The 20,103-nt window shown below is 61.7% G+C and carries 22 protein-coding genes and 1 tRNA gene; 9 read left to right on the top strand and 14 right to left on the bottom strand.

What is annotated here, in order from left to right; all coding sequences use genetic code 11:
• The first annotated feature begins 245 nt into the window (after positions 1–245).
• Positions 246–1,298, top strand: coding sequence for a threonine aldolase family protein (locus A7X77_RS12550; RefSeq protein WP_064683243.1), 1,053 nt, complete (start codon positions 246–248; stop codon positions 1,296–1,298).
• Positions 1,299–1,344: 46 nt separating this feature from the next.
• Here A7X77_RS12550 and A7X77_RS12545 read toward each other — a convergent pair whose 3' ends face one another.
• Entirely contained in the window at positions 1,345–2,199 is an 855-nt protein-coding gene (locus A7X77_RS12545) for a LysR family transcriptional regulator (protein WP_064683242.1), read from the bottom strand.
• Positions 2,200–2,291: 92 nt separating this feature from the next.
• Between A7X77_RS12545 and A7X77_RS12540 the strand changes: the two genes are divergently transcribed.
• On the top strand, positions 2,292–3,296 hold the full coding sequence (locus A7X77_RS12540; protein WP_064683241.1) for a bile acid:sodium symporter family protein: 1,005 nt from the start codon (positions 2,292–2,294) through the stop codon (positions 3,294–3,296).
• Between the two features lie 75 nt (positions 3,297–3,371).
• On the opposite strand, the gene A7X77_RS12535 is transcribed toward A7X77_RS12540, so the two are convergent.
• Positions 3,372–3,842, bottom strand: coding sequence for an Hsp20 family protein (locus A7X77_RS12535; protein WP_064683240.1), 471 nt, complete (start codon positions 3,840–3,842; stop codon positions 3,372–3,374).
• 422 nt (positions 3,843–4,264) lie between these two features.
• Between A7X77_RS12535 and A7X77_RS12530 the strand changes: the two genes are divergently transcribed.
• Positions 4,265–5,239, top strand: a complete 975-nt coding sequence (locus tag A7X77_RS12530) for an alpha/beta fold hydrolase (RefSeq protein ID WP_064683239.1) — start codon at positions 4,265–4,267, stop codon at positions 5,237–5,239.
• Between the two features lie 27 nt (positions 5,240–5,266).
• Here A7X77_RS12530 and hisN read toward each other — a convergent pair whose 3' ends face one another.
• Positions 5,267–6,040 carry a histidinol-phosphatase gene (gene hisN, locus A7X77_RS12525; protein ID WP_064683238.1) on the bottom strand — a complete coding sequence of 258 codons (774 nt, stop codon included), beginning with the start codon at positions 6,038–6,040 and terminating at the stop codon, positions 5,267–5,269.
• Positions 6,041–6,320: 280 nt separating this feature from the next.
• Positions 6,321–7,202, bottom strand: coding sequence for an N-formylglutamate amidohydrolase (locus tag A7X77_RS12520; protein WP_064683237.1), 882 nt, complete (start codon positions 7,200–7,202; stop codon positions 6,321–6,323).
• 187 nt (positions 7,203–7,389) lie between these two features.
• On the opposite strand from A7X77_RS12520, the gene cpdR1 reads away from it, so the two are divergent.
• From cpdR1 to A7X77_RS12500, 4 genes are all read left to right on the top strand, one after another.
• Positions 7,390–7,752 carry a response regulator CpdR1 gene (cpdR1, locus tag A7X77_RS12515; protein WP_003542883.1) on the top strand — a complete coding sequence of 121 codons (363 nt, stop codon included), beginning with the start codon at positions 7,390–7,392 and terminating at the stop codon, positions 7,750–7,752.
• A gap of 84 nt (positions 7,753–7,836) precedes the next feature.
• Positions 7,837–7,911: transfer RNA gene (locus tag A7X77_RS12510), tRNA-Val, on the top strand.
• 100 nt (positions 7,912–8,011) lie between these two features.
• The gene (locus A7X77_RS12505; protein ID WP_245293745.1) at positions 8,012–8,293 is read left to right on the top strand and encodes a hypothetical protein; all 282 of its coding nucleotides are present in this window, start codon (positions 8,012–8,014) and stop codon (positions 8,291–8,293) included.
• A gap of 704 nt (positions 8,294–8,997) precedes the next feature.
• Positions 8,998–9,492 carry a hypothetical protein gene (locus A7X77_RS12500; protein ID WP_097580506.1) on the top strand — a complete coding sequence of 165 codons (495 nt, stop codon included), beginning with the start codon at positions 8,998–9,000 and terminating at the stop codon, positions 9,490–9,492.
• A gap of 6 nt (positions 9,493–9,498) precedes the next feature.
• Here A7X77_RS12500 and A7X77_RS12495 read toward each other — a convergent pair whose 3' ends face one another.
• The 3 genes from A7X77_RS12495 to A7X77_RS12485 form a co-directional block, all read right to left on the bottom strand.
• Positions 9,499–10,215, bottom strand: coding sequence for a hypothetical protein (locus A7X77_RS12495; RefSeq protein ID WP_064683407.1), 717 nt, complete (start codon positions 10,213–10,215; stop codon positions 9,499–9,501).
• A 226-nt stretch (positions 10,216–10,441) separates the two neighbouring features.
• Positions 10,442–10,621 carry a hypothetical protein gene (locus tag A7X77_RS12490; RefSeq protein ID WP_064683234.1) on the bottom strand — a complete coding sequence of 60 codons (180 nt, stop codon included), beginning with the start codon at positions 10,619–10,621 and terminating at the stop codon, positions 10,442–10,444.
• A gap of 61 nt (positions 10,622–10,682) precedes the next feature.
• The gene (locus A7X77_RS12485) at positions 10,683–10,913 is read right to left on the bottom strand and encodes a hypothetical protein (protein ID WP_197486830.1); all 231 of its coding nucleotides are present in this window, start codon (positions 10,911–10,913) and stop codon (positions 10,683–10,685) included.
• Positions 10,914–11,259: 346 nt separating this feature from the next.
• Between A7X77_RS12485 and A7X77_RS12480 the strand changes: the two genes are divergently transcribed.
• A complete protein-coding gene (locus A7X77_RS12480; protein ID WP_064683233.1) occupies positions 11,260–12,351 on the top strand; it encodes a DUF475 domain-containing protein in 1,092 nt (363 codons plus the stop codon).
• Positions 12,352–12,360: 9 nt separating this feature from the next.
• Positions 12,361–12,540 (top strand): hypothetical protein, encoded by a 180-nt coding sequence (locus A7X77_RS12475; protein ID WP_064683232.1) that lies wholly within the window; start codon positions 12,361–12,363, stop codon positions 12,538–12,540.
• Here the strand turns inward: A7X77_RS12475 and A7X77_RS33475 are convergent.
• From A7X77_RS33475 to A7X77_RS12445, 7 genes are all read right to left on the bottom strand, one after another.
• Complete coding sequence (locus tag A7X77_RS33475) at positions 12,530–12,700, bottom strand: hypothetical protein (protein ID WP_097603939.1); 171 nt, start codon at positions 12,698–12,700, stop codon at positions 12,530–12,532. The genes A7X77_RS12475 and A7X77_RS33475 overlap by 11 nt on opposite strands.
• Positions 12,701–12,851: 151 nt before the next feature.
• The gene (locus A7X77_RS12470; protein ID WP_064683231.1) at positions 12,852–14,369 is read right to left on the bottom strand and encodes a tripartite tricarboxylate transporter permease; all 1,518 of its coding nucleotides are present in this window, start codon (positions 14,367–14,369) and stop codon (positions 12,852–12,854) included.
• An 83-nt stretch (positions 14,370–14,452) separates the two neighbouring features.
• Positions 14,453–14,941, bottom strand: a complete 489-nt coding sequence (locus tag A7X77_RS12465) for a tripartite tricarboxylate transporter TctB family protein (RefSeq protein WP_064683230.1) — start codon at positions 14,939–14,941, stop codon at positions 14,453–14,455.
• Positions 14,938–15,882, bottom strand: coding sequence for a Bug family tripartite tricarboxylate transporter substrate binding protein (locus A7X77_RS12460; RefSeq protein ID WP_064683405.1), 945 nt, complete (start codon positions 15,880–15,882; stop codon positions 14,938–14,940). Before A7X77_RS12460 ends, A7X77_RS12465 begins: the two co-directional genes overlap by 4 nt.
• A 255-nt stretch (positions 15,883–16,137) precedes the next feature.
• On the bottom strand, positions 16,138–17,583 hold the full coding sequence (locus tag A7X77_RS12455) for a M20 family metallopeptidase (protein WP_064683229.1): 1,446 nt from the start codon (positions 17,581–17,583) through the stop codon (positions 16,138–16,140).
• Between the two features lie 134 nt (positions 17,584–17,717).
• The gene (locus tag A7X77_RS12450) at positions 17,718–19,259 is read right to left on the bottom strand and encodes an ABC transporter substrate-binding protein (protein WP_064683228.1); all 1,542 of its coding nucleotides are present in this window, start codon (positions 19,257–19,259) and stop codon (positions 17,718–17,720) included.
• 28 nt (positions 19,260–19,287) lie between these two features.
• Positions 19,288–20,070, bottom strand: a complete 783-nt coding sequence (locus A7X77_RS12445; protein WP_156668107.1) for a serine hydrolase — start codon at positions 20,068–20,070, stop codon at positions 19,288–19,290.
• Between the last annotated feature and the right edge of the window lie 33 nt (positions 20,071–20,103).

Here is a 20,103-nt window from a genome sequence, read left to right as displayed (position 1 = left end):
TCTGTTCTATGCCAGAAAGCATTTAGCTTCGCAAGAGTGCCGCGTCAAAAATCGTTATTTTGCGACGGAAGATTACCAAATCGGTCGCAATCACGAAATAAAATTACGCAAAGCCGAGCCATTTTATTTATTGATTGCGCGGTTCAATTTCGTGATGGATTATGGGCAATGGCCTTGATCCCGTGAAGGATTGACGTAATGTCCGCTGCGACCCTCCCAATCTCTTACGCCCCACGGTCTCCGCTATGTTCTTTGCATCCGACAATTGGGCCGGCGCCCACAGATCCATTGCCGAACGCCTGCTGGCGGAATCGGCTGGTTTTGCCCCTGCCTATGGCGCCGGCGATCTCGACAAACAAGTCGAGGCCCGCTTCTGCGAGATCTTCGAACGTGAGGTTTCCATCTTCTTCGTCGCCACCGGCACGGCCGCCAATTCCCTGTCGCTGGCAAGCGTCCAGCGCCCCGGCGGCATCACTTTCTGCCATTCCGAGGCGCATGTGATCGAGGATGAATGCGGCGCGCCGGAATTCTTCTCCGGCTCCGCCCGCCTCGTTGCCGTCGACGGCGAAGCCGGTAAAATCGATCCGGCGAAGCTCTCCGCAAGAATCGCCAACTTTCCCGAGGACGCCCTCCGTCACGGTCGCGCCAGCGCCGTCACCATCACCCAGGCAACCGAGATCGGTACCGTCTATTCCCTGCCGGAGATCGGCGAGATCGCCGCAATATCACGAAAGCGCAACCTGCCGCTCCACATGGACGGAGCCCGCTTCGCCAATGCATTAATTGCGCTCGGCGCCACCCCGGCCGAAATGACCTGGAAGCGCGGCGTCGACATGCTCTCCTTCGGCGGCACCAAGAACGGCTGCTGGTGCGCCGAGGCGATCGTCTTCTTCGATCCGGAACGGGCGCGCGAAATGCCCTTTATCCGCAAGCGCGCCGCCCAGCTCTTCTCCAAATCGCGTTTCATCGCCGCCCAGTTCGATGCCTATTTCGAAAACGGCCTCTGGCTCGACCTCGCCCGCCATTCCAACGGTATGGCCGATCGCTTACGCGCCGGCATCGGCGCCAGCAATGCCGCGCGGCTCGCCTGGCCGACCGCGTCAAACGAAGTCTTTGCCGTCATTAACAAGAGCGCGGCGAAATCCGCCGAGGAAAAGGGCGCCAAATTTTACGCATGGCCGGTGCCCGCAGCAACGCCCGAACTCGTCTCCGAAGGCGAAACCCTGATCCGCCTCGTCACCAGCTTTGCGACCACGCAAGCCGATGTGGATGGTTTCCTGAAGTGCTTGGCCGCCTGATCGACCGAGCCCGCCTGCCGGGCAGGTTCGCTGTGCTGACGATGCCTCATGCCGACCTCAGCCCTCTCACTTTTTGCAGAATATCGTCCGAAAGTGCGGCGACCAACGTCTGATCGGCGCCCTTGCGCGGCACGAGCACGAATTCCACGTCCTCCAGCGCCGGCAGCCTTCCAGCAGCGATTTCTTTCAGCCCCGAGGGCGCCATACTGCGCGGCTGCACCAGCACGCCCATCCCGGCCCGCGCCGCCGCCGTCAGCCCGCTGAGACTGCCGCAAGTGCAGACGATCCGCCACGGCACGCCGTTGCGCCCGAGCGCTTCCAGGGCGATCGCCCGTGTCACGCTCGGTGGCGGGAAAGCAATCAGCGGCAGTGGCCCGGCAGCCAGCAGCCGCTCAGGATCGCGCGCCAGCCAGACGAGCGGCTCGCGATAGACGAGCTTGCCGCGTGCGTCACCGAGCCGGCGCTTGGCAAGCACCAGATCGATGTCGCCATTGTCCTGCATCTCGTAGAGGACGCCGGAGAGCGCCACGGTGAGTTCCAGGTCGACGGACGGGTGCGACCGAACGAAATCCTCCAGCACCGCCGGCAGCTGGCTAGTGACGAAATCCTCAGAGACGCCAAGCCGCAGGCTGCCGCGCAGACTGTTGCTCTTAAACAGCGACTGCACCTGCCCCTCGATCGAAAGCATGGCCCGCGCATGCGTCAGCAGCGCTTCGCCATCGCCGGTCAGCATGACCTTGTGCGTGTCGCGCGCCAGAAGCTTGCGACCGAGCGTCGCCTCCAGCCGCTGAATATGCTGACTGACCGTCGATTGCCCGAGACCCAGCCTTTCTGCGGCGAGCGTGAAACCGCCCATCTGTTCGACGACGACGAAACTGCGCAACTGCGAAAGGTCCAGCATGACATCCAGATTCTTGATAACTGTTATTTCTTGCATCCTGAATCATAATGGAGGACAGAACAATAACCAATCTTGTTTGCCGCGAGACCGCCATGCGCCGCTTTCTGCCCGATACCTTCACCAGCCTGCTTGTCTGCACCGTCATCCTTGCCTCACTATTTCCGGCAAGCGGCACCTTTGCGGCTTATTTCGGCATCGCCACCAATCTCGCCATCGCCGCCCTGTTCTTCCTGCACGGCGCTCGCCTCTCGCGCGATGTCGTTATCTCGGGCCTCCTGCACTGGCGCCTGCATCTCGTCATCCTGCTGACGACCTTCGGCATCTTTCCGCTGCTTGGCCTGGCGCTCGGCTTCATTCCGGACTCGATCCTGCCGCAGCCGCTCTATCTCGGCATCCTCTTCCTCTGCGTCCTGCCGTCGACGGTGCAGTCATCCATCGCCTTCACCTCGATGGCCGGCGGCAACGTGCCTGCCGCCATCTGCGCGGCCTCCGCCTCAAATATTTTCGGGATGTTTCTGACGCCGCTGCTCGTCGGCCTGCTCTTTTCCGTCGGCGGCCATGACGGCTTCTCCCTCGACGCGCTTCAGCAAATCCTGCTGCAACTGCTTGCCCCCTTCATCGTCGGCCAGATCCTGCAGCCCTGGATCGGCGACTGGATTCGCGCCAGGAGGAAGATTCTGATGCCCGTCGACCGCGGCTCGATCCTGATGGTCGTCTACCTCGCCTTCTCGACGGCAGTCGTCGAAGGACTCTGGCATACCTTCTCGATCGCCGATATCGCCGTCGTCATCCTCGCCGACATCGTCCTTCTGGGGATAGTGCTGGTGCTGACGATGTTCGGCAGCCGCCGGCTCGGCTTCAGCAAGGCCGACGAGATCGCTATCACCTTCTGCGGTTCCAAGAAAAGTCTCGCAAGCGGCGTGCCGATGGCAAACGTCATTTTTGCCGGCCAATCGATCGGCGCGATCGTGCTTCCGCTGATGCTCTTCCACCAGATCCAGCTGATGGTCTGCGCCGTCATCGCCCAGAAATACGCCGCCGCCGCGGCCCGCCGCGCAACCGAACAGCAGATCAAGGATGCCGCCAGCCCCGCCTGAACAGCAATAAAGCGAGCGCAATAAAAAACGGCGCCCCAAGCGGAGCGCCGTCCATTTATCCGCACGGAATAACGATCAGCTGTTGACGACCTGCGCCTCGATGGCCTTCGGAGCCTCGACCGGCTCCGCGGCAATCGCGATCTTGCGGGGCTTCATGGCCTCAGGAATATTGCGCAGAAGGTCGATGTGCAGCAGGCCGTTCTTCAGCGAAGCGGCGGTCACCTCGACATGGTCGGCGAGCTGGAAGCGGCGCTCGAAGGCGCGCTTAGCAATGCCGCGATAGAGGAATTCGCCGCCTTCGGCGGTTTCCTCGTTCTTTTCACCCTTCACGGACAGCACATGCGCATGGGCTTCGATCGAAAGTTCGGTCTCGTCGAAACCGGCGACCGCCATGGTGATGCGATAGGTGTTTTCACCGGTGCGCTCGATATTATAGGGCGGATAGGTCTGTGCCTGCTCCGGCTGAGCAAGGCTGTCGAGCATGGTGAACAGCCGGTCGAAACCGACCGTCGAGCGATAAAGGGGAGAGAAGTCTACGTGACGCATGATGTCCTCCTGTGGAAGCGACGTGTTGCGATAAATGCCCTTGAAACCCCATGTTTGGCGGCCTCGGGACGGTTGCGCGGGCCCTTCTTGGCACCCGCAGCAAGGAGATGGTGATGGGATTTACGGAGTTCAAGACCTCTTCGGAATCGCCTTGAACGGCCCGTGAACCCCGCATGAACGGCCGGTTCGGAACGCATTCAGACGCAAGCGCCTAGAGATAGCAGCGTCGGGTAAATCTGGTCCCGGCGGCTGAAGTGCATCGTCCCTTCTTCTTCAGCCTCAACCTAGGCCGGCTGCGGGCACCCTCATGCTCCTGCCGGCCCTTTTCTCCCGCCGCTTTGCGGGCGCCGCCGCTTTCCAAGCCGGGAGCCATGCGCTATCCCTGATAGCGAAGCAGGCAGCAGCGGCGCATTGGCAAAGTCATGGATCAGGTTCTCTATTCGACGCCCGACAATCCCGCCCCGGAAAACCGCACGGAAGGGTATTTTGAAACCCATGACGGCCACCGGCTGCGTTACGCCGTCTTTCGCTCCGGCGCCCAGGTCGCCAAGGGCACGGTGGTCATTCTCCATGGCCGCAACGAATATATCGAAAAGTACTTCGAGACCATCCGCGACCTGACGGCGAAAGGCCTCTGGGTCGCGACCTTTGATCTGCGCGGCCAGGGCGGTTCTGAGCGGCTGATGAAACGCCGCAATCACGGTCACATCCGCCGCTTTGTCGATTACGAGCACGATCTCGACATCTTCCTCGAAAAGGTGGTGCTGCCGGATACGCGCCTGCCATTCTACCTGCTCGCCCATTCCACCGGTGGGCTGATCGCGCTGTCGGCCGCCCCTTATCTCACCACCCGCATCGACCGCATGGTGCTGTCGGCTCCCTTCATCGGCCTCACCGGCCAGACGGCCTCGCCCCGTGTTATCCGTGCCCTTGCAGGCACGCTGACCGCTCTCGGCCTTGGTTTCCTGCCGTTGACCTCGAAATTGAAGGAGCCGGACTTCAGCCACAACCCGCTGACCTCGGACGAACAGCGCTTCGACCGCAATGTCGCGATGATGACGGCTCATCCGGAGCTGACGCTCGGTCCGCCGACAGCCCGTTGGCTCACCGAGGCGTTCAGGACCATAGATCGGGTCACCTCACCCAACCATCTCTTTTCTATCACCATCCCGACCATCGTCATCGCCCCGACGCGTGACGGCGTCGTTCCCTATACGGCGCAGGAGCGGCTCTCGCGCTATTTCCGCGCCGCTCAGCTGGTGCCGATCAACGGCGCCCGCCACGAAATCTTCCAGGAACGGGATATCTACCGCGCCGCCGCGCTCGCCGCCTTCCATGCCTTCATTCCTGGCAGCGATGCCGAGGAAAACCAGGATGTCGCAGCCCTCGGCACGTGAGCCGGATCAGCGGTGCTGACCGGGGGGTCAGCGCTGCAGCACGGCGATCGCCTGCTCGTAGACCGCCCGGCTGCCGGCGGCGATGATCGAGCCGCCATTTTCCGCCCGGCCGCCGTCCCAGGTGGTAATGATGCCGCCCGCCCCCTCGATGACGGGAATGATGCCGCCGACATCATAGGGCTTCAGCCCGTTCTCGATGACGAGATCGATATGGCCGGCAGCAAGCAGCGCATAGGCATAGCAGTCGCAGCCGTAGCGGAAGAGCCGCACCTGACCCTCGATCTCCCGATATTTCTCCATCTCCTCGCCGCCGAAGAGATGCGGCGATGTGGTGAACAGAACGGCGTTCGAGAGCCTGTCGCACTGGCGCGTCACCAACCGTCGCTCGCCTTCCGGCCCGGTATAGATCGAACCGTTTTCGTCGGCGAAATAACGCTCGCCGGTAAAGGGTTGTTCGATCATGCCCATGATCGCCCGACCCTCCTTCTGCAGGCCGATCAGCGTGCCCCACACCGGCACGCCCGATATGAAGGCGCGGGTTCCATCGATTGGATCGATCACCCAGACATAGTCACGGTCGAGCCCGACATTGCCGTGCTCCTCGCCGAGAATGCCGTGATCGGGGAAATTCTCTTCGATCAGCGCCCGGATAGCGAGCTCGGCAGCCCGGTCGCCTTCCGTCACCGGATCGAAACCCGAGGAAAGCTTGTTGGTGACATCGAGGCCGGAGCGGAAGCGTGGCAGCGTCTCGGCGCGGGCGGCCTCCGCCAGACGATTGAAGAACGAACGGTCAGGAAGCATGGTGGCACCATTTGGCTGGCGGGAACGGGTTTCATAGCGAAACGTGACGGGAATGCAAACGCAGCGGAGCAATTTCGGACAAGCTGCCCAAAGATATCGCAGCGCAATAGATTGCTTGACATTTGTGCAATGCAATAGTAGCGTCGTCGGTACAGTCTTCTGACTGTAAATACCCTCCTTGGGTGTTTCCTCCCTAGACTTAGCCGCGCTGACAAGCGCGGTTCTTTTTTGGCCCTCTCGGAAGACGACGGCCACAAACATCGCCAATTGGAAAAGAAGCTTATTCGGCAGCCAGCGCCCGGTCGCCGGCGAACTTTTCGACGTAATCTGCCATCTGCTGCATAAAGACCGTCACTGCCTCGGCCACCGCGGCGAAATCCTCGCGCTTCTCCAACGTCACCTCGTCGACATAGATCGCCCGGTTCACCTCGATCTGCAATGCATGCAAGCCGCGCGAGGGGCGGCCGTAATGTTCGGTGATGAAACCGCCGGCATAGGGCTTGTTGCGGATCGCCGCGAAGCCCATTTCCTCGAGGATGGCGATGGCGGCGCGCGAAAGTTCGGCCGAAGCACTGGTGCCGTAGCGATCGCCGATGATAAAATCGGGCCGACCGGTGCAGCCGGCGACGCGCACATTGCCGGGCATCGAGTGGCAATCGATCAGCACGCCGAAGCCGAACTGAACATGGGTACGGGCGATCAGCCGGCGCAGCGCCGCATGGTAAGGCTTGTAGACCGCTTCGACCCGATCCAGCCCCTCCTGCACCGGCAGGCGCCGCGCATAGATTTCCATGTTCTCGGCGACGATGCGCGGAATGGTGCCTAGCCCGCCGGCGACCCTCAGCGAGTTGACATTGGCATAGGGCGGCAGCAGCCCGTCGAACATCCTGGGATCAAGCTCGTAGGGCTCGCGGTTGACGTCGAGATAGGCGCGCGGAAAGTTGGCGGCGAGAAGCGGTGCGCCGAGGGTGACGGCCGAACCGAAGAGCTCATCGACATAGTGATCCTCGGAACGGCGGATGGCGATGCCTTCGAGCCTCGACTGGGCGATGAATTCCGGTGGATAAATGCGGCCGCTATGGGGGGAGTTGTAGACGAAGGGAATGGTCTGCGACACGGGCTCATGGACTTCAAAAAGCTCGTATTCGCGGATTTCCGGCACTTTCTGCCCTCTTTACCATGTCATGAACTGACTGCTTCGGCCATGTTGCCAGTTGCCCGGCCTCAAGTCCATACTATGTAGAAGGGATGGCAATCACGCACAGGCAATTCACCGGTTGTTTACCGGGCAAAGACTAGTGTAAACGGCTGGCACCCACCCAAAACCTATTGATCAGCGGTCTGGATTGATGACTCAGAAGATACTTCTCGCCGAAGACGACAACGACATGCGCCGCTTCTTGGTGAAAGCGCTGGAAAAGGCCGGTTACAAGGTCCTTTCCTATGATAACGGCGCCAGCGCCTACGACAGGCTGCGCGAGGAGCCGTTTTCCCTGCTGCTGACCGATATCGTCATGCCCGAGATGGACGGCATCGAACTGGCGCGCCGCGCCACCGAACTCGATCCCGACCTGAAGGTCATGTTCATCACCGGTTTTGCCGCCGTGGCGCTGAACCCTGATTCGAAGGCGCCGAAGGATGCCAAGGTCCTTTCCAAGCCCTTCCACCTGCGCGACCTCGTCGACGAGGTCAACAAAATGCTTGCCGCATAAGGCTTGCCCGGCGGCGCGTCATAAAACTGAAAAAAGCCTATTGACGGCTCCAAAGGTTTTGTGATCTATGCGCCGCCATCGGATGGGCGTGTAGCTCAGCGGGAGAGCACTACGTTGACATCGTAGGGGTCACAGGTTCAATCCCTGTCACGCCCACCATCCAGATTCTTGACCTAGAAGGGCCTTTCGAGAAATCGAGAGGCCTTTTTTCATCGCGGCTTGCGGGTGTGCTCCACCTGCCCCATTAGGAGTTTTAGACTTGGCCCAGGTCATCAAACGACGCAAAACTCTTGTGGTTTCCAACGACAAGATTTCCCTGGCGAAAGGTGTCAGCCTTCCTGAGGGACGCTACCCCGTCACTGCCGAGTACGTCGTCTCCCATATGCGCGGCAGACCGGTCGAGCAGGCCGGTCGGATCATGCTTCACCTGACGCGTCAGAACCTCCTGGACTACGGTGTCGATCTGACCGGCAGCGCGATGTTGGGCAGTGATATCGATGTGAGCGGCAATGTCGCCCGCAAGGAAGCCACCCTGGAGTGAATTCTCGGGCACAGGTGTTCGTCACCGCGTCAAGGAAGCAATTCAGGCCGAAAACGCCACCCAATCACGTCGCTGAACAATGCGAGTACCTGACCTTCCAGCGCACGGCGGGTTGGCCGGCGCAGAGAGGGCGGTAGATCTTTCGCACCGGCAGCCGCCGCCCTTGTTTCCGCCGCCCCCGCGTTGCCGGCCGTTGCCGCGCCTGCCTCCCCGCCCGGGACACTTCCCGGCACCGCCGGTCCGTTCGGCCTAAAATCTGAATCCTGTTCTAAATTCAAGAATTAGAGCATGATGTCGTCCGAAAACCGCCTACACTTTTCGGCATCATGCTCTAGACCGGCAGCCGCAAATTCCTGATCTGACTGACCTCCGATCGGGAAAGAATGGGTCTGGACTTCCCTGCCTGGACCCATTCTCCCCAGATCAGACCGTGCATTCAAGACGGCAGGCGCTCGACGAGTGCCTTGCCATCGTCATATCCTGCCGGCTTGTTGTCGATACTTGACAGCTACGCCCTTGCAGACGTTCCGGCCAGCAAGCCCAATGGGCTTTTCACCCATTGCCGTCGATCGCTGATCGCCCGCAGCCGGTGAGATCTTATGCCGCGGGGATAGCGGAACCAAATTCGGACACAGAACCATGCCATGGCGAATCAAGGATGAGGCAGTGATTCGCCTCGCCAGCACATGGGGTTTGAAATCGAAATGAACTTATCCGCGCTTGCAGCCGCCGCATTTTTGTCCGCCGCCCTTGCCTTGCCGGCCACCGCCGCGCCGGCCTCTCCCGCTGAAACTTTTCCCGGCGCGGCCGGCGTCATTACCCTGTCCGGCAAATGCGCCAAGCTTGTCGTCGCCAAATTCGACGCCACCAAGGGCTGCAAGAACGAGCTTGCCAGTGTTACGCTGGCCAACGGCTCGGTGACGTTCATCTTCACGTCGGATGGCAAGGCGCTCGGCTTCCAGGGCGACGGCGCCGGGATCAAGCCCGCCTCCAATGGCAATGCCCGCCTGCCCCTCAGCCTCGTCACGACAGGCGTCGGCAACAAGATGACCGGCCAGGTCAAGGTCGCCGGCTTCTGCACCTTCGGCAATCCCTACGCCGGCAAGCCGATCGCGATCGAATGCACGGCCGAAAGCAAGGATTCCTCCTTCGCCGGCAGCTTCCGCACCGGCGGCAAGCTGGTGAAAAAGGGCAAGTAACGAAGGTCAGGCGCACCAGGCGCCGCCCGCCCCCGGCTTGCGCGCCAGCCCCTCGTTGATCAACTGCGCTCCGAAAGAGCGGCCATCGCGCGAAACGACGCGCGGGGCGCCGGAAGACTCGGTCTTGCCCGCCGCATTCATGGTGAAGGGCCCGGCGTTCAGAAGCGCCAGCAGGCGCGACTTGGCGGCAAAGGCGATCCTGCGCTCGTCATCGCAGCGCGCCCGGTCGACGATCGGACTTGCCATATCGGCGATGACGATCTTCTCGCCCTTGTACCAGAAGACGCCGCCGTCGCCGACGCAGTTGATATGGGCGCCCTGGCCGCAATAGCCGAAGGCGGCCGTTCCCGTTTGCGCAGTCCCGGGAGCGATCGCGGTCGGAACCGCCTTGACCGGCTGGATGGCCGGTGTCGGGACGGCGGCCGGCGGCAGCGGTTGCGGCGTGGCCGGTGCCGCTTTCGGCGTCGGCGCGGCAAGCGCCACCTGCTTCGGCGGCACATCCCTCCTGGCAACAGGCCGCGGCTCCGCCGTTTCCCGCGTGGCCGGCGCCGTTTGGCGGGCAAGCAGCGGCTGAATGCTCTTCCAATGATCGTGAGCAAGGATGCCGCCGATCGCGGCAATGCCGATCACCGCCCAGGGCAGCAATCCGCCGCCGCCGCTGCGCGCCCTGCTCTTTCCTCTCGCCGGCGCCTTGCGGCGGCCGCGTGTCGCTGTCTTGGCCATCTGTCCGATTCCCGTGAGGCCGCAATTATCGCCGGCCAATCCTTTCCGAAAGGTTGGCGCGGCGACAGGATGGTGCTTGCGCAGCTGATCTTTTCCTTAAACGGCATCGACGCCCCGAGCACACTTCGGCTGCAACTTCGGCGGCGCGCCGTTCGGGACGAGCATCAATAGACAGCAAAACGCCCGACATCATGCCGGGCGCCGTCTTGCTACAATGGCCCGCCGCTCATTCGGAACGTGCGGCCGAAGGATTGTTTTTCCCAACCGATGCTGATCCTTGAATGGACGAAGCAAGCCGCGTTTGACGCTTGCCGATATCGATGCGCTCATCCGCCGCCTCGCGTATGGCCTGCCATTCATTTTCATGCCGGATGGCGATTTCGCGGGGCACAAAGTTGATCGTCATATGTTTATCATCCTGTTTCGAAAAATCCGCTGCTGGCGCCGAAGAAGCCGTTGCGTAGGCGTTATTTCTTGGTTTCCGCGCGGCCCTTGAGGTCGGGACCGCCTTTGGAAAGATCCGCGCCGGTCACATGCGCCGGCACATGGATGTCATGAATGACGCCGGGGGTCAGCGTCAGGTCGACATGATGCGGCGGCAGCACCTGCGCCTTCTGCATGCGGTTCGGCTTCGCCCGCTTCATGCGGTCGGATGCCTCCGTGCGCTTGTCGGGAACATGGGTCGAAGTGTGCATCATCGGCCTCCTTTTCAGCTCAACCAGGGTCTAACGAGCGGGCGTCAGGATGGTTCCCAAAAAAACTGACAATCACCCGGCAATGACCGGCTTGACTGAGCCGGGAAGTTGATTACCTAGAGCCTGTCCGCAGCCTTCCAGACATCGGCTGCGGACAATGTTTGGTGCCGGGCCCCTCTGGCGAGAGTTTTTACGGCGCTCTCGTGATGTCGGTACCGCCTGCAGCTTAGCCGGCGGATTTTTCATCGATGAAAAAACTCACCATGCCTTGCCAGCATGCCCGTTGTGGCATGCCGCGTTTTTCGCTCTCCAGCCTCTCCAAAAACATTTGCGGCTGTGAGGTGCGGCCATGAATCAACCTGCAACCCATGAATCCTCGCTTGGCTATTTCCGCTGGGCTTTCATCGTCACTGCTCTCGGCCTTATTCTCGGCGCCGTGCTCGGCTGGCAGACGACCGGCACCATCGGCGGCATGGCGACCGTCTTCTTCATCTGCACCGTGCTTGCAGTACTCGAGATCTCGCTCTCCTTCGACAATGCCATCGTCAATGCCAACAAGCTGAAGGAGATGACGCCGCTCTGGCAGCAACGCTTCCTCACATGGGGCATCATCATTGCCGTCTTCGGCATGCGCATCGTCTTTCCGCTGGCCATCGTCGCGATCGCGGCACGGATCGGCCCCTGGGACGCGCTGGTGCTGGCTGCCCGCGAGCCCGCGGAATATGCCCGCATCATGAACGATGCGCATCTGCCGATCGCAGCCTTCGGCGGAACCTTCCTGATGATGGTCGGCCTCAGCTATTTCTTCGACCACGAGAAGAAAATCCATTGGCTTCGCGGCCTGGAAAAAGTGATGGCGCGCTCAGCGACCATCAGGGGCATCGAGATCGCCTTCGTGCTGGCGCTGATGCTTGTGTTCTCCTGGCTGATCGGCGGCGAGGAAGCCAGCGTCTTCGTCCATTGCGCCATCTACGGCCTGCTCACCTTCCTGGCGGTCGAGGTCGTCGGCGAGCTGCTCGATGCCTCGCAGCAGACGATGAGCGCTGCCGCCAAGGGCGGCCTCGGCGCTTTCATCTATCTGGAGGTGCTGGATGCCAGCTTCTCCTTCGACGGCGTCATCGGCGCCTTCGCCCTGACGCAGAACCTCTTCGTCATCGCGATCGGCCTCGGCATCGGCGCCATGTATGTGCGCTCGATGACGATCATGCTGGTGGAGAAGGGAACGCTTGCCGAATACCGTTATCTCGAGCATGGCGCCTTCTATGCCATCCTGATCCTCTCCGTGATCATGTATGCGCAGACCCTGGTGCACATCCCCGAGGTGATCACCGGCCTCGGCGGCGCGGCCCTGATCGGCCTGTCGCTCTGGTCATCCATCCGCCACAACAGGCGCGCGCAGGTGGAAGATCACGCGCCCCGGCAGGAAGAACTTCACGCCTGACGACAGAGCATGCCGCGCAAAAGCGTGCGCGGTTTTGCGGTGATGCGTGAAAACAAAGGCTTGAAGTGCGACGCGCTTCAAGCGGCCGCAGCGCTTGGTGTTGCGGCACCCGTTGAACAAAATAAAGCCCGCGACCATCCGGTTGCGGGCTATTTCGTTCATACATGCCTTGAAGATCTTAGCGGGTGACCTGACCGAAGGAGGCCGGGTCGATGCCGAGTTCCCTGAGGTCGCGGGCGCGCGGCCGGCGGCCGGCTTCGACAGCGGCGCTGACCGCGTTTGCGGCGCCGAGCACGGCAAATGCACGGCCAAGGAAACCGGTGCGGATTGAACTGCGGATAGCGGACATTGTCTTTTGCTCTCGTTATATGATTGACCGCTTATAGGTAGGACCACGCGTTCTACTCGACAATGCACGTAAAATCACCCCAGCCATGCAAAAACAAGAGGCCGGCGCATGTCTCCATGGCCGGCCTTGAGGCAGGGGTAAGGTCGTCTTTTTAGTCTTCGTTTGCCGCCAGCTGCGCAAGCACCTGTCCCCGGCCACGCAGCCGCAGGATCAGCGGGATGAGGAAGGCGGCTGCGGCGACAACGAGCAGGCCGGCTGCGATCGGCGACATGACCAGCGTCGTGACGTCGCCCTGGCTGATCGCCAGTGCCCGGCGCAGCTGCTGTTCGGCAAGCGGCCCGAGGATCAGGCCGACGACCGTCGGCGCAATCGGATAGCCGAAGAGCCGCATAACGTAACCGAGCAACCCGAAAGCCAGCAGCATGCCGAGTTCGAACACCGACGGATTGGCGCCGATCGTCCCGAGCGTCGCAAACAGCAGGATGCCCGCATAAAGCCACGGCTTCGGAATGGTCAGCAGCCGCACCCAGAGGCCGATCAGCGGCAGGTTCAAGACCAGGAGCATGGCATTGGCGATGAGCAGGCTGGCGATCAGGCCCCAGACGAGCTGCGGGTTGGTGGCAAACAGCAGCGGCCCGGGCTGCAGCCCGTATTGCTGGAAGCCGGCAAGCATGATCGCCGCCGTCGCCGTCGTCGGCAGGCCGAGCGTCAGCAGCGGCACCAGCGTCCCGGCGGCCGACGCGTTGTTCGCAGCCTCCGGACCGGCCACGCCTTCGATCGCGCCATGGCCGAACTCCTCGGGGTTCTTCGCCAACCGCTTTTCGGTCGCATAGGAGAGGAAGGTACCGATTTCGGCGCCGCCCGCCGGCATCGCGCCGATCGGAAAGCCGATCAGCGTGCCGCGCAGCCAGGCCTTCCACGAACGCGCCCAGTCCTGCGCGTTCATCCAGAGCGAGCCCTTGACGGCTTCGACCTTATCCTCCATCCGGTTGCGTTGCGCGGCGATATAAAGCGTCTCGCCGATCGCGAACATCGCCACCGCGAGCGTCGTCACCTCGATGCCATCAAGCAGGTCGGGTATGCCGAAGGAAAGCCGCGCCTGCCCCGTCTGCTGGTCGATGCCGACCATGGCAAGGGCAAAGCCGATGAACAGCGAGGTCAGTCCTCGCAGCGCCGAATCGCCGAAAGCCGAGGAGACGGTGACGAAGGCGAGCACCATCAGCGCGAAATATTCGCGCGGCCCGAAGACCAGCGCCAGCTTGACGATATAGGGCGCGATGAAGGCGAGCCCGAGCGTGGCGAGCAACCCGGCGACAAAGGAACCGATCGCCGCTGTCGCCAGCGCCGGCCCGCCGCGCCCGGCGCGCGCCATCTTGTTGCCCTCGAGCGCGGTGACGATCGAGGCGCTTTCCCCCGGCGTGTTCAAGAGAATCGAGGTGGTCGAACCGCCATACATGCCGCCGTAATAGATGCCCGCAAACATGATCAGCGAACCGCCGGGGTCGAGCTTGTAGGTGGCGGGCAGCAGCAGTGCCACGGTGAGTGCAGGTCCGATGCCGGGCAGCACGCCGACGGCAGTGCCGAGCGTCACGCCGACCAGCGCATAAACCAGGTTCATCGGCTGCATTGCAACCAGGATCCCCTGCCATAGGAATTCGAATGTGCTCATCTTGATATCCCAAGCGCGTTCCCGGCCGTCCGTTACGCGGTCCGGCACTGCGCAAAAGTAAAAAGTGCTGACAGCGCGCGCCGTCAGAAGAACAGGCGTTCGAGCGGGCCGGCCGGCAGCGTCAGCTGCAGCAGCTGCGAGAAGATCGCCCAGACGACGAAGCTGAAGACGATGCCGAACGGCAGCGAGATCCAGAGCTTGCGTTTACCGAAGCCGCGTGCCGTGAATGCAAACAGCAGACCGGTGGCGATCGAGAAGCCGGCAAGGCGCAGAAGCAGCATCTGTCCGACAAGACCGGCAATGATCCAGATGACGGGCGCCACTTCCTGCCGATCGCGTTCCGGAAACTCGCCGCGCCAAGCTTCGGCGATCGTCCAGATCCCAAGACAGAACAGGCCGAAGGCCACCACTTGGGGCATGGTTGCCGGGCCGATGCGGTCATACTGCGCGATTGTTTTCAGATGCGATGCATCCCAGAACATCACGCCGGCGACAACAAAGAGGAAAGCGGCAATGATGAACGCCGCCCAATCAGGGCGGCGCGTGGTTGCCGAGGAGTTATCCCCGCTCATTGAACAAGTCCGATCTCTTTGAGAATGCCTTCGGTGGCAGCGACATCCTTTTCAAGCTGCGCCTTGAAGGCGTCGCCGGACAGATAGGTGTCGGCCCAGCCCTTGGTCTTCAGAATTTCCTGCCAGGTGGCGGAGCCGTGCAGTTTCTCGAAATCGGAGGTGATGGCGGCGACCTGCTCTGCCGACAGGCCGGGAGCAGCGGCAACCATACGCCAGTTCTGAATGCTGACATCGGTGCCGCTTTCCTTCAGCGTCGGAGCATCGACGCCGTCGATGCGCTTGTCGCTCGACACGGCAAGAAGACGCAGCGTGCCCGCTTTCACCTGCGATTCGAATTCGCTGTAGCTTGATACTCCGGCAGTGACCTGGCTGCCGAGAATGGCGGCAAGCGCCTCGCCGCCGCCGGAAAAGGCGACATAGTTGATTTTGGTCGGGTCGACGCCGGAGGCCTTGGCGATCAGACCGACGGTGATGTGGTCGGTGCCCCCGGCCGAACCGCCGCCCCAGGAAACCGAGCCCGGATCCTTCTTCAGCGCCGCGACCAGATCGGCCATGGTCTTGATATCGGACGAGGCGGGAACAACGACGGCCTCGTATTCGCCGGTAAGCCGGGCGATCGGCGTAACGTCCTTGAGTGTCACGGGCGACTTGTTGGTCAGGATGGCGCCGACCATGACATAGCCGCCGACGATCAGCGAGTTGGGGTTGCCGGCAGCCTGGCTGCTGAACTGCGCCAGCCCGATGGTGCCGCCGGCGCCGGGAACGTTCTGGACCTGGACGTTGCCGGAGATCTTCTCCTGCTGCAGCGCAGTCTGCAGCGAGCGGGCCGTCTGGTCCCAGCCGCCGCCCGGCGCGGCCGGCGCGATGATGGTATAGTCGGCCGCATAGGCCGGCAGCGCGATGGCGGCTGCGAGAATGGTTGCGATGAACGTATGCTTCACGATTTGTCCTCCGTCGGCGGCTGAGCGCACCGCCTGTTATTCTCCAGGGAATCGGGAGGGGTAGCCGGCCGGCGGACACAGTTGTCCGAATGACGAGCGGAATGCCTCCCAAGGCTTCAGTTCTCCGCCTCCACGGAGAAGAAGTAGCCAAAGCCACCACAACAAGCTGTCATCTAGCTGACATCGGCAAGATATCCAGGAGGAAAGGACACTTTTTTGCCGTAATTGCCCGGCGGCGGATCCGCCGTGTTACTTTCAGCTGCTCACCGCTCCCGGCATCACATCCGTCGGGATCGGGCAGATGTAAGGCTTTCCGCCGGTCTTTACCATCCATTCGGCCTTCGCCGCCTTCATCAGCTCCGGTGAATTCACCAGGGAAAGACCGGTCAGGGCGAGAGCCTTGGCTGCATGTGCCATGGCCTTATGCGCAGCCGGCGCCTTTCCTTGCGCAACGACCTGCCATGTATGCGGGTTGGTGCCGATGGCCCAGGCGGGAGCCCAGCATTGGGCCGTGGGGGTCGCCCAGCTCACATCGCCGACATCGGTCGAACCCGCCCGAAAGTGCGAATGGCCCTCGAAATGCCGCAGCCCGAGATGGAGCGGCATCGCGCCATCGATCTTGGCAGCGGCGAAGACGTCGCGCCCGATCTGATACAGCCTGATGCTGCTGGCGATGGCTTCGTCGGTAAACGTCTTCTGGATGCGCCGCGCAAAGGCGATATCGGCTTCGTCGAAGGCGACGGGGCCGAGCGCCATCATGTTTTCATGCATCGCCGTTTCCAGGGTAATATTCGGAAGAAGGTTCGTGGAAGCCGTATCGAAAACGATCTCCACGTCGGTCTCCGTCATCATCGCGGCACCGCGCGCGACTTTTTCCACCCGCGCGGCGAGATTGAGAGCCTGTGGCATGTCCGGTGCCCTGATGAGATAGAGCACCTCGGCCTGCGCCTGCACGACATTGGCAGCCCGTCCGCCGGCATCGGTGATGGCATAATGCACGCGGCAGTCCTGTGGCATATGTTCGCGCAGGAAATTGACGCCGACATTCATAAGCTCCACGGCATCGAGTGCGGATCGGCCGAGATGCGCAGCATTGGAAGCGTGGGCCGCAACGCCCTTGAACCGGTAATAATATTCCAGCACCGCGAGATTGTTTGTGGAGCGGACGGCGTTGAACGGTGCGGGATGCCAGGTGAGCGCCGTGTCCACGTCGTCGAACGCCCCCGCACGCACCATGAAGGTCTTGCCCGAGCCGCCCTCTTCGCCGGGGCAGCCATAGTAACGCACAGTTCCCGAAATACCGTTATCCTTCAAATGGTTGGCGAGCGCGACGGCGGCCATCAACGACCCGACACCCAGAAGATTGTGGCCGCAGCCATGTCCGGCCGCGCCTGGCGCAAGCGAACGCTGCTCGGCGATGCCCGCAATCTGGCTCATGCCCGCGAGTGCGTCGAATTCGCCGAGAAATGCAATGACCGGCTTGCCCGCGCCGGCTTCTGCGATGAAAGCGGTGTCCATGTCGGCAACACCGCGACGGACGCAAAAGCCCTCGTCCTCAAGGGCCTTTGCCAGCAGACCGGAAGAACTCTTCTCCTCGAATTTCAGTTCGGCAAGATCCCAAATCCTGTCGCTCAGCACCGCGCAGGCCGGCCGCATACCCTCGATCGCCGAAACGATCGCATCCACTGCTTCCTTGCTCATCTCATATCCTTGCTTTCCCCGGCGGTCAGCAGGCCTCCGGCATGACATATCGGTCCGGCAGGCGAGCCTGCCGGTCCTGCTGTTTTACCAATCCGAAGTGCCGCGGCGTCTGCGCCTCGACGCCGCAAGATTCCTCAGTCGACCGAGACTTCCCAGAGGCGGGCGTTCGACTGCCACACCGGCTGGCCCTTCAACGTCTTCGTCGCACCCCACACGTCGACCGTGTCGTAAAGGAAAATGCCCGGCGCCTCCTTCAGCATCAGCTCATGGAACGCGTCGAATATCTTCTGCCGCTTGGCCGGATCGGCTTCGACATAAGCCGCCTTCATCAATTCCACGGCCTTGGGATCGTCCCACATCAGTGAAGCATTCTTGTCTTTGTTGCCGACGTAAAAACTGTACATCAGCGCAGGGTCGAGCCGCGGGGCGACCGATTGCGAAATCACCTGATAGTTGCCGGACCGGCGGCGGTCGACTTGCGTTGCGTAATCGAGAACTTCGATCTGCACATTCAACCCGGCCTGCTGCATCATCGCCTGCGCCATAACCGCAGCGGGAAAGCTTGGAACATTGCCGCGCTTGTTGGCAATGATGGTGATCGGTTCGCCCTTGTAGCCGGCATCGGCCAATTCCTTCTTCGCCGCCTCGATGTCGTAGGGCAGCCTCTGCTTCTGGGTATCGTCAAAATAAACGGAATCCTGCGACACCATCGAGCCGTTCGCTTCGCCGGTTCCATTTGAGGCGGCGGCGACAAGCTCGCCGAGGTCGAGCGACATTGCCATCGCCCGCCGCACGCCGGGCTTGCTCAGCACCTTGTCGCGTGTCTGGATGTAGAACAGGTTCTTGCCGTTGTTGCGGGCGACGATCAGCTGCAGCTTATCGCTCGCCTTGATCTCCGGAATAAGGTCAGGCGATATCTCGGCGGTATCGAGGGCGCCGGACTCCAGTCCTGCCTTGACGGTGGATGCATCGGGAATGACCATGAACTTGATGCCGTCGGCCAAAGGTCGTTTCGAGCCGACCATCCCGTCCGGCTTGCCGTCATTTTCGGGAGAGACGTAGTCGGTGAACTTGGCGAGACGGATATACTCGCCCTTTTTCCATTCGTCCCACATGAACGGACCGGTCCCGACCGGTTTGACGAAACTGCCATCCGCGGCAAGGGAATCGGGGGAAATGATGGCGGTGTAACCGCATTCCGGACGCGACATCAGACCCAGAAAGACGGCCGAGGGCTTTTCGAGCGTGATCTGGACGGTCGATCCGTCAAGCGCCTTCACACCAGTCACGGGGGCGGCGCCGCCGGGCGCAAAATCGGAAAGGCACGTCCATTTCGTCTCGGGCTTGAGATAGCGGTTCCAGTTCCACACGACGTCGTCGGCGGTCAGCGGCTTGCCATTGTGGAATTTCACGTCGCTTCGAAGGCGGAATGTATAGGTAAGGCCATCGCCGGAAACGTCGACGCTCTTGGCGAGCAGCGGCTTGACCTCACCGCTATTGTTATAGCCGACCAGGCCCTCGACGATGTGCAGGATAACACCGTCGGTATTGCCGTCACGATTGACCCCGGGATTGCTGCTGCGCAGATCCGAACTCTGAGCCACGACGATGTCGCGCGCATGCCCGAGATCTGTCATACCGAGCAGCATCGTGCCGGCGAGAAGAATTTTCTTCATTGTTCTACCCTCTTTGTTTTGTCGATGATCAAGGTTGAAAATTGTCCCAGCAGGCCCGGGAGAGCCGGCCGATGGTTTCGAGCGCGATCGTGTAGCCCGGCGTGCCGTCCGCCATGGCCTGAGGCACGTCATCGGTGAATACGGCAATGGCATAGAAGGGCTCTTCGCCCAGATAAACGATGCCGGCATTCATGCGGCCGCGCTTGCCCGTGCCGCCCTTGTGCGCAACCACGGTGGCGAACGGCAATCTCGACGGGATCGCATAACGCAAGATCTGGTTCTTCAGGGTTTGAAGCGCGTAGCGGCAGAGCACCTGCGAGCAGCGCAATCTCTCCGCCGCTTCCTCCGAAGTCTGTGCATCGAGGATCGCCTGCAGGAGAAAAATCTGGTCGCGCGCCGTGGTGGTGGTAACCGAACGCAGCGAGTGATCAGGTGATAGGGCGAGCGGTGGAATTAAAAAACGATGATGCGTGGCGTCCATGCCGATCGACTTGCAATAGCCGTCCACTTCCTCGAGCGTCAGCCGCTCAAAGACCATTTTGGTGCAGACATTGTCGCTCAACACCATCATCCCGGTGATCGCATCGCGCAACGAAATGACGATGCCCGGCGTCAGATAGCGAAACATGCCGCTTGCCACTTCCTCGGCAAAGCGAGCCTCGTAGGTGATCGGCTCGTCGAGATCGAGCCGGCCTTCATGAACGGCCTTGAGCGCCGCCATCATGATCGATGTCTTCCGGGTACTGGCCGAAGGGGTTTCTTCGTCAGCGCCGCGCTCTATCGTTTCACCGGTGCGCAGGTTACGCACCATGAACCGGGTGACGAACGGCTGCGCTTCGCAGAT

Origin of the sequence: Rhizobium bangladeshense (genome assembly GCF_001662075.1) — a bacterium.
GTDB lineage: Bacteria > Pseudomonadota > Alphaproteobacteria > Rhizobiales > Rhizobiaceae > Rhizobium > Rhizobium bangladeshense_B.
Note: the sequence above shows the minus strand (reverse complement) of the source record. Positions and strands in the feature narration are given on the sequence as shown.

Coding starts and splice junctions, on each gene's coding strand:
- A7X77_RS12550 (WP_064683243.1), top strand. CDS start 246: ATGTTCTTTGCATCCGACAATTGGGCCGGCGCCCACAGATCCATTGCC.
- A7X77_RS12545 (WP_064683242.1), bottom strand. CDS start 2,199: ATGCTGGACCTTTCGCAGTTGCGCAGTTTCGTCGTCGTCGAACAGATG.
- A7X77_RS12540 (WP_064683241.1), top strand. CDS start 2,292: ATGCGCCGCTTTCTGCCCGATACCTTCACCAGCCTGCTTGTCTGCACC.
- A7X77_RS12535 (WP_064683240.1), bottom strand. CDS start 3,842: ATGCGTCACGTAGACTTCTCTCCCCTTTATCGCTCGACGGTCGGTTTC.
- A7X77_RS12530 (WP_064683239.1), top strand. CDS start 4,265: ATGGATCAGGTTCTCTATTCGACGCCCGACAATCCCGCCCCGGAAAAC.
- hisN (WP_064683238.1), bottom strand. CDS start 6,040: ATGCTTCCTGACCGTTCGTTCTTCAATCGTCTGGCGGAGGCCGCCCGC.
- cpdR1 (WP_003542883.1), top strand. CDS start 7,390: ATGACTCAGAAGATACTTCTCGCCGAAGACGACAACGACATGCGCCGC.
- A7X77_RS12500 (WP_097580506.1), top strand. CDS start 8,998: ATGAACTTATCCGCGCTTGCAGCCGCCGCATTTTTGTCCGCCGCCCTT.
- A7X77_RS12495 (WP_064683407.1), bottom strand. CDS start 10,215: ATGGCCAAGACAGCGACACGCGGCCGCCGCAAGGCGCCGGCGAGAGGA.
- A7X77_RS12490 (WP_064683234.1), bottom strand. CDS start 10,621: ATGACGATCAACTTTGTGCCCCGCGAAATCGCCATCCGGCATGAAAAT.
- A7X77_RS12485 (WP_197486830.1), bottom strand. CDS start 10,913: ATGATGCACACTTCGACCCATGTTCCCGACAAGCGCACGGAGGCATCC.
- A7X77_RS12480 (WP_064683233.1), top strand. CDS start 11,260: ATGAATCAACCTGCAACCCATGAATCCTCGCTTGGCTATTTCCGCTGG.
- A7X77_RS12475 (WP_064683232.1), top strand. CDS start 12,361: ATGCCGCGCAAAAGCGTGCGCGGTTTTGCGGTGATGCGTGAAAACAAA.
- A7X77_RS33475 (WP_097603939.1), bottom strand. CDS start 12,700: ATGTCCGCTATCCGCAGTTCAATCCGCACCGGTTTCCTTGGCCGTGCA.
- A7X77_RS12470 (WP_064683231.1), bottom strand. CDS start 14,369: ATGAGCACATTCGAATTCCTATGGCAGGGGATCCTGGTTGCAATGCAG.
- A7X77_RS12465 (WP_064683230.1), bottom strand. CDS start 14,941: ATGAGCGGGGATAACTCCTCGGCAACCACGCGCCGCCCTGATTGGGCG.
- A7X77_RS12455 (WP_064683229.1), bottom strand. CDS start 17,583: ATGAGCAAGGAAGCAGTGGATGCGATCGTTTCGGCGATCGAGGGTATG.
- A7X77_RS12450 (WP_064683228.1), bottom strand. CDS start 19,259: ATGAAGAAAATTCTTCTCGCCGGCACGATGCTGCTCGGTATGACAGAT.
- A7X77_RS12445 (WP_156668107.1), bottom strand. CDS start 20,070: ATGGTGCGTAACCTGCGCACCGGTGAAACGATAGAGCGCGGCGCTGAC.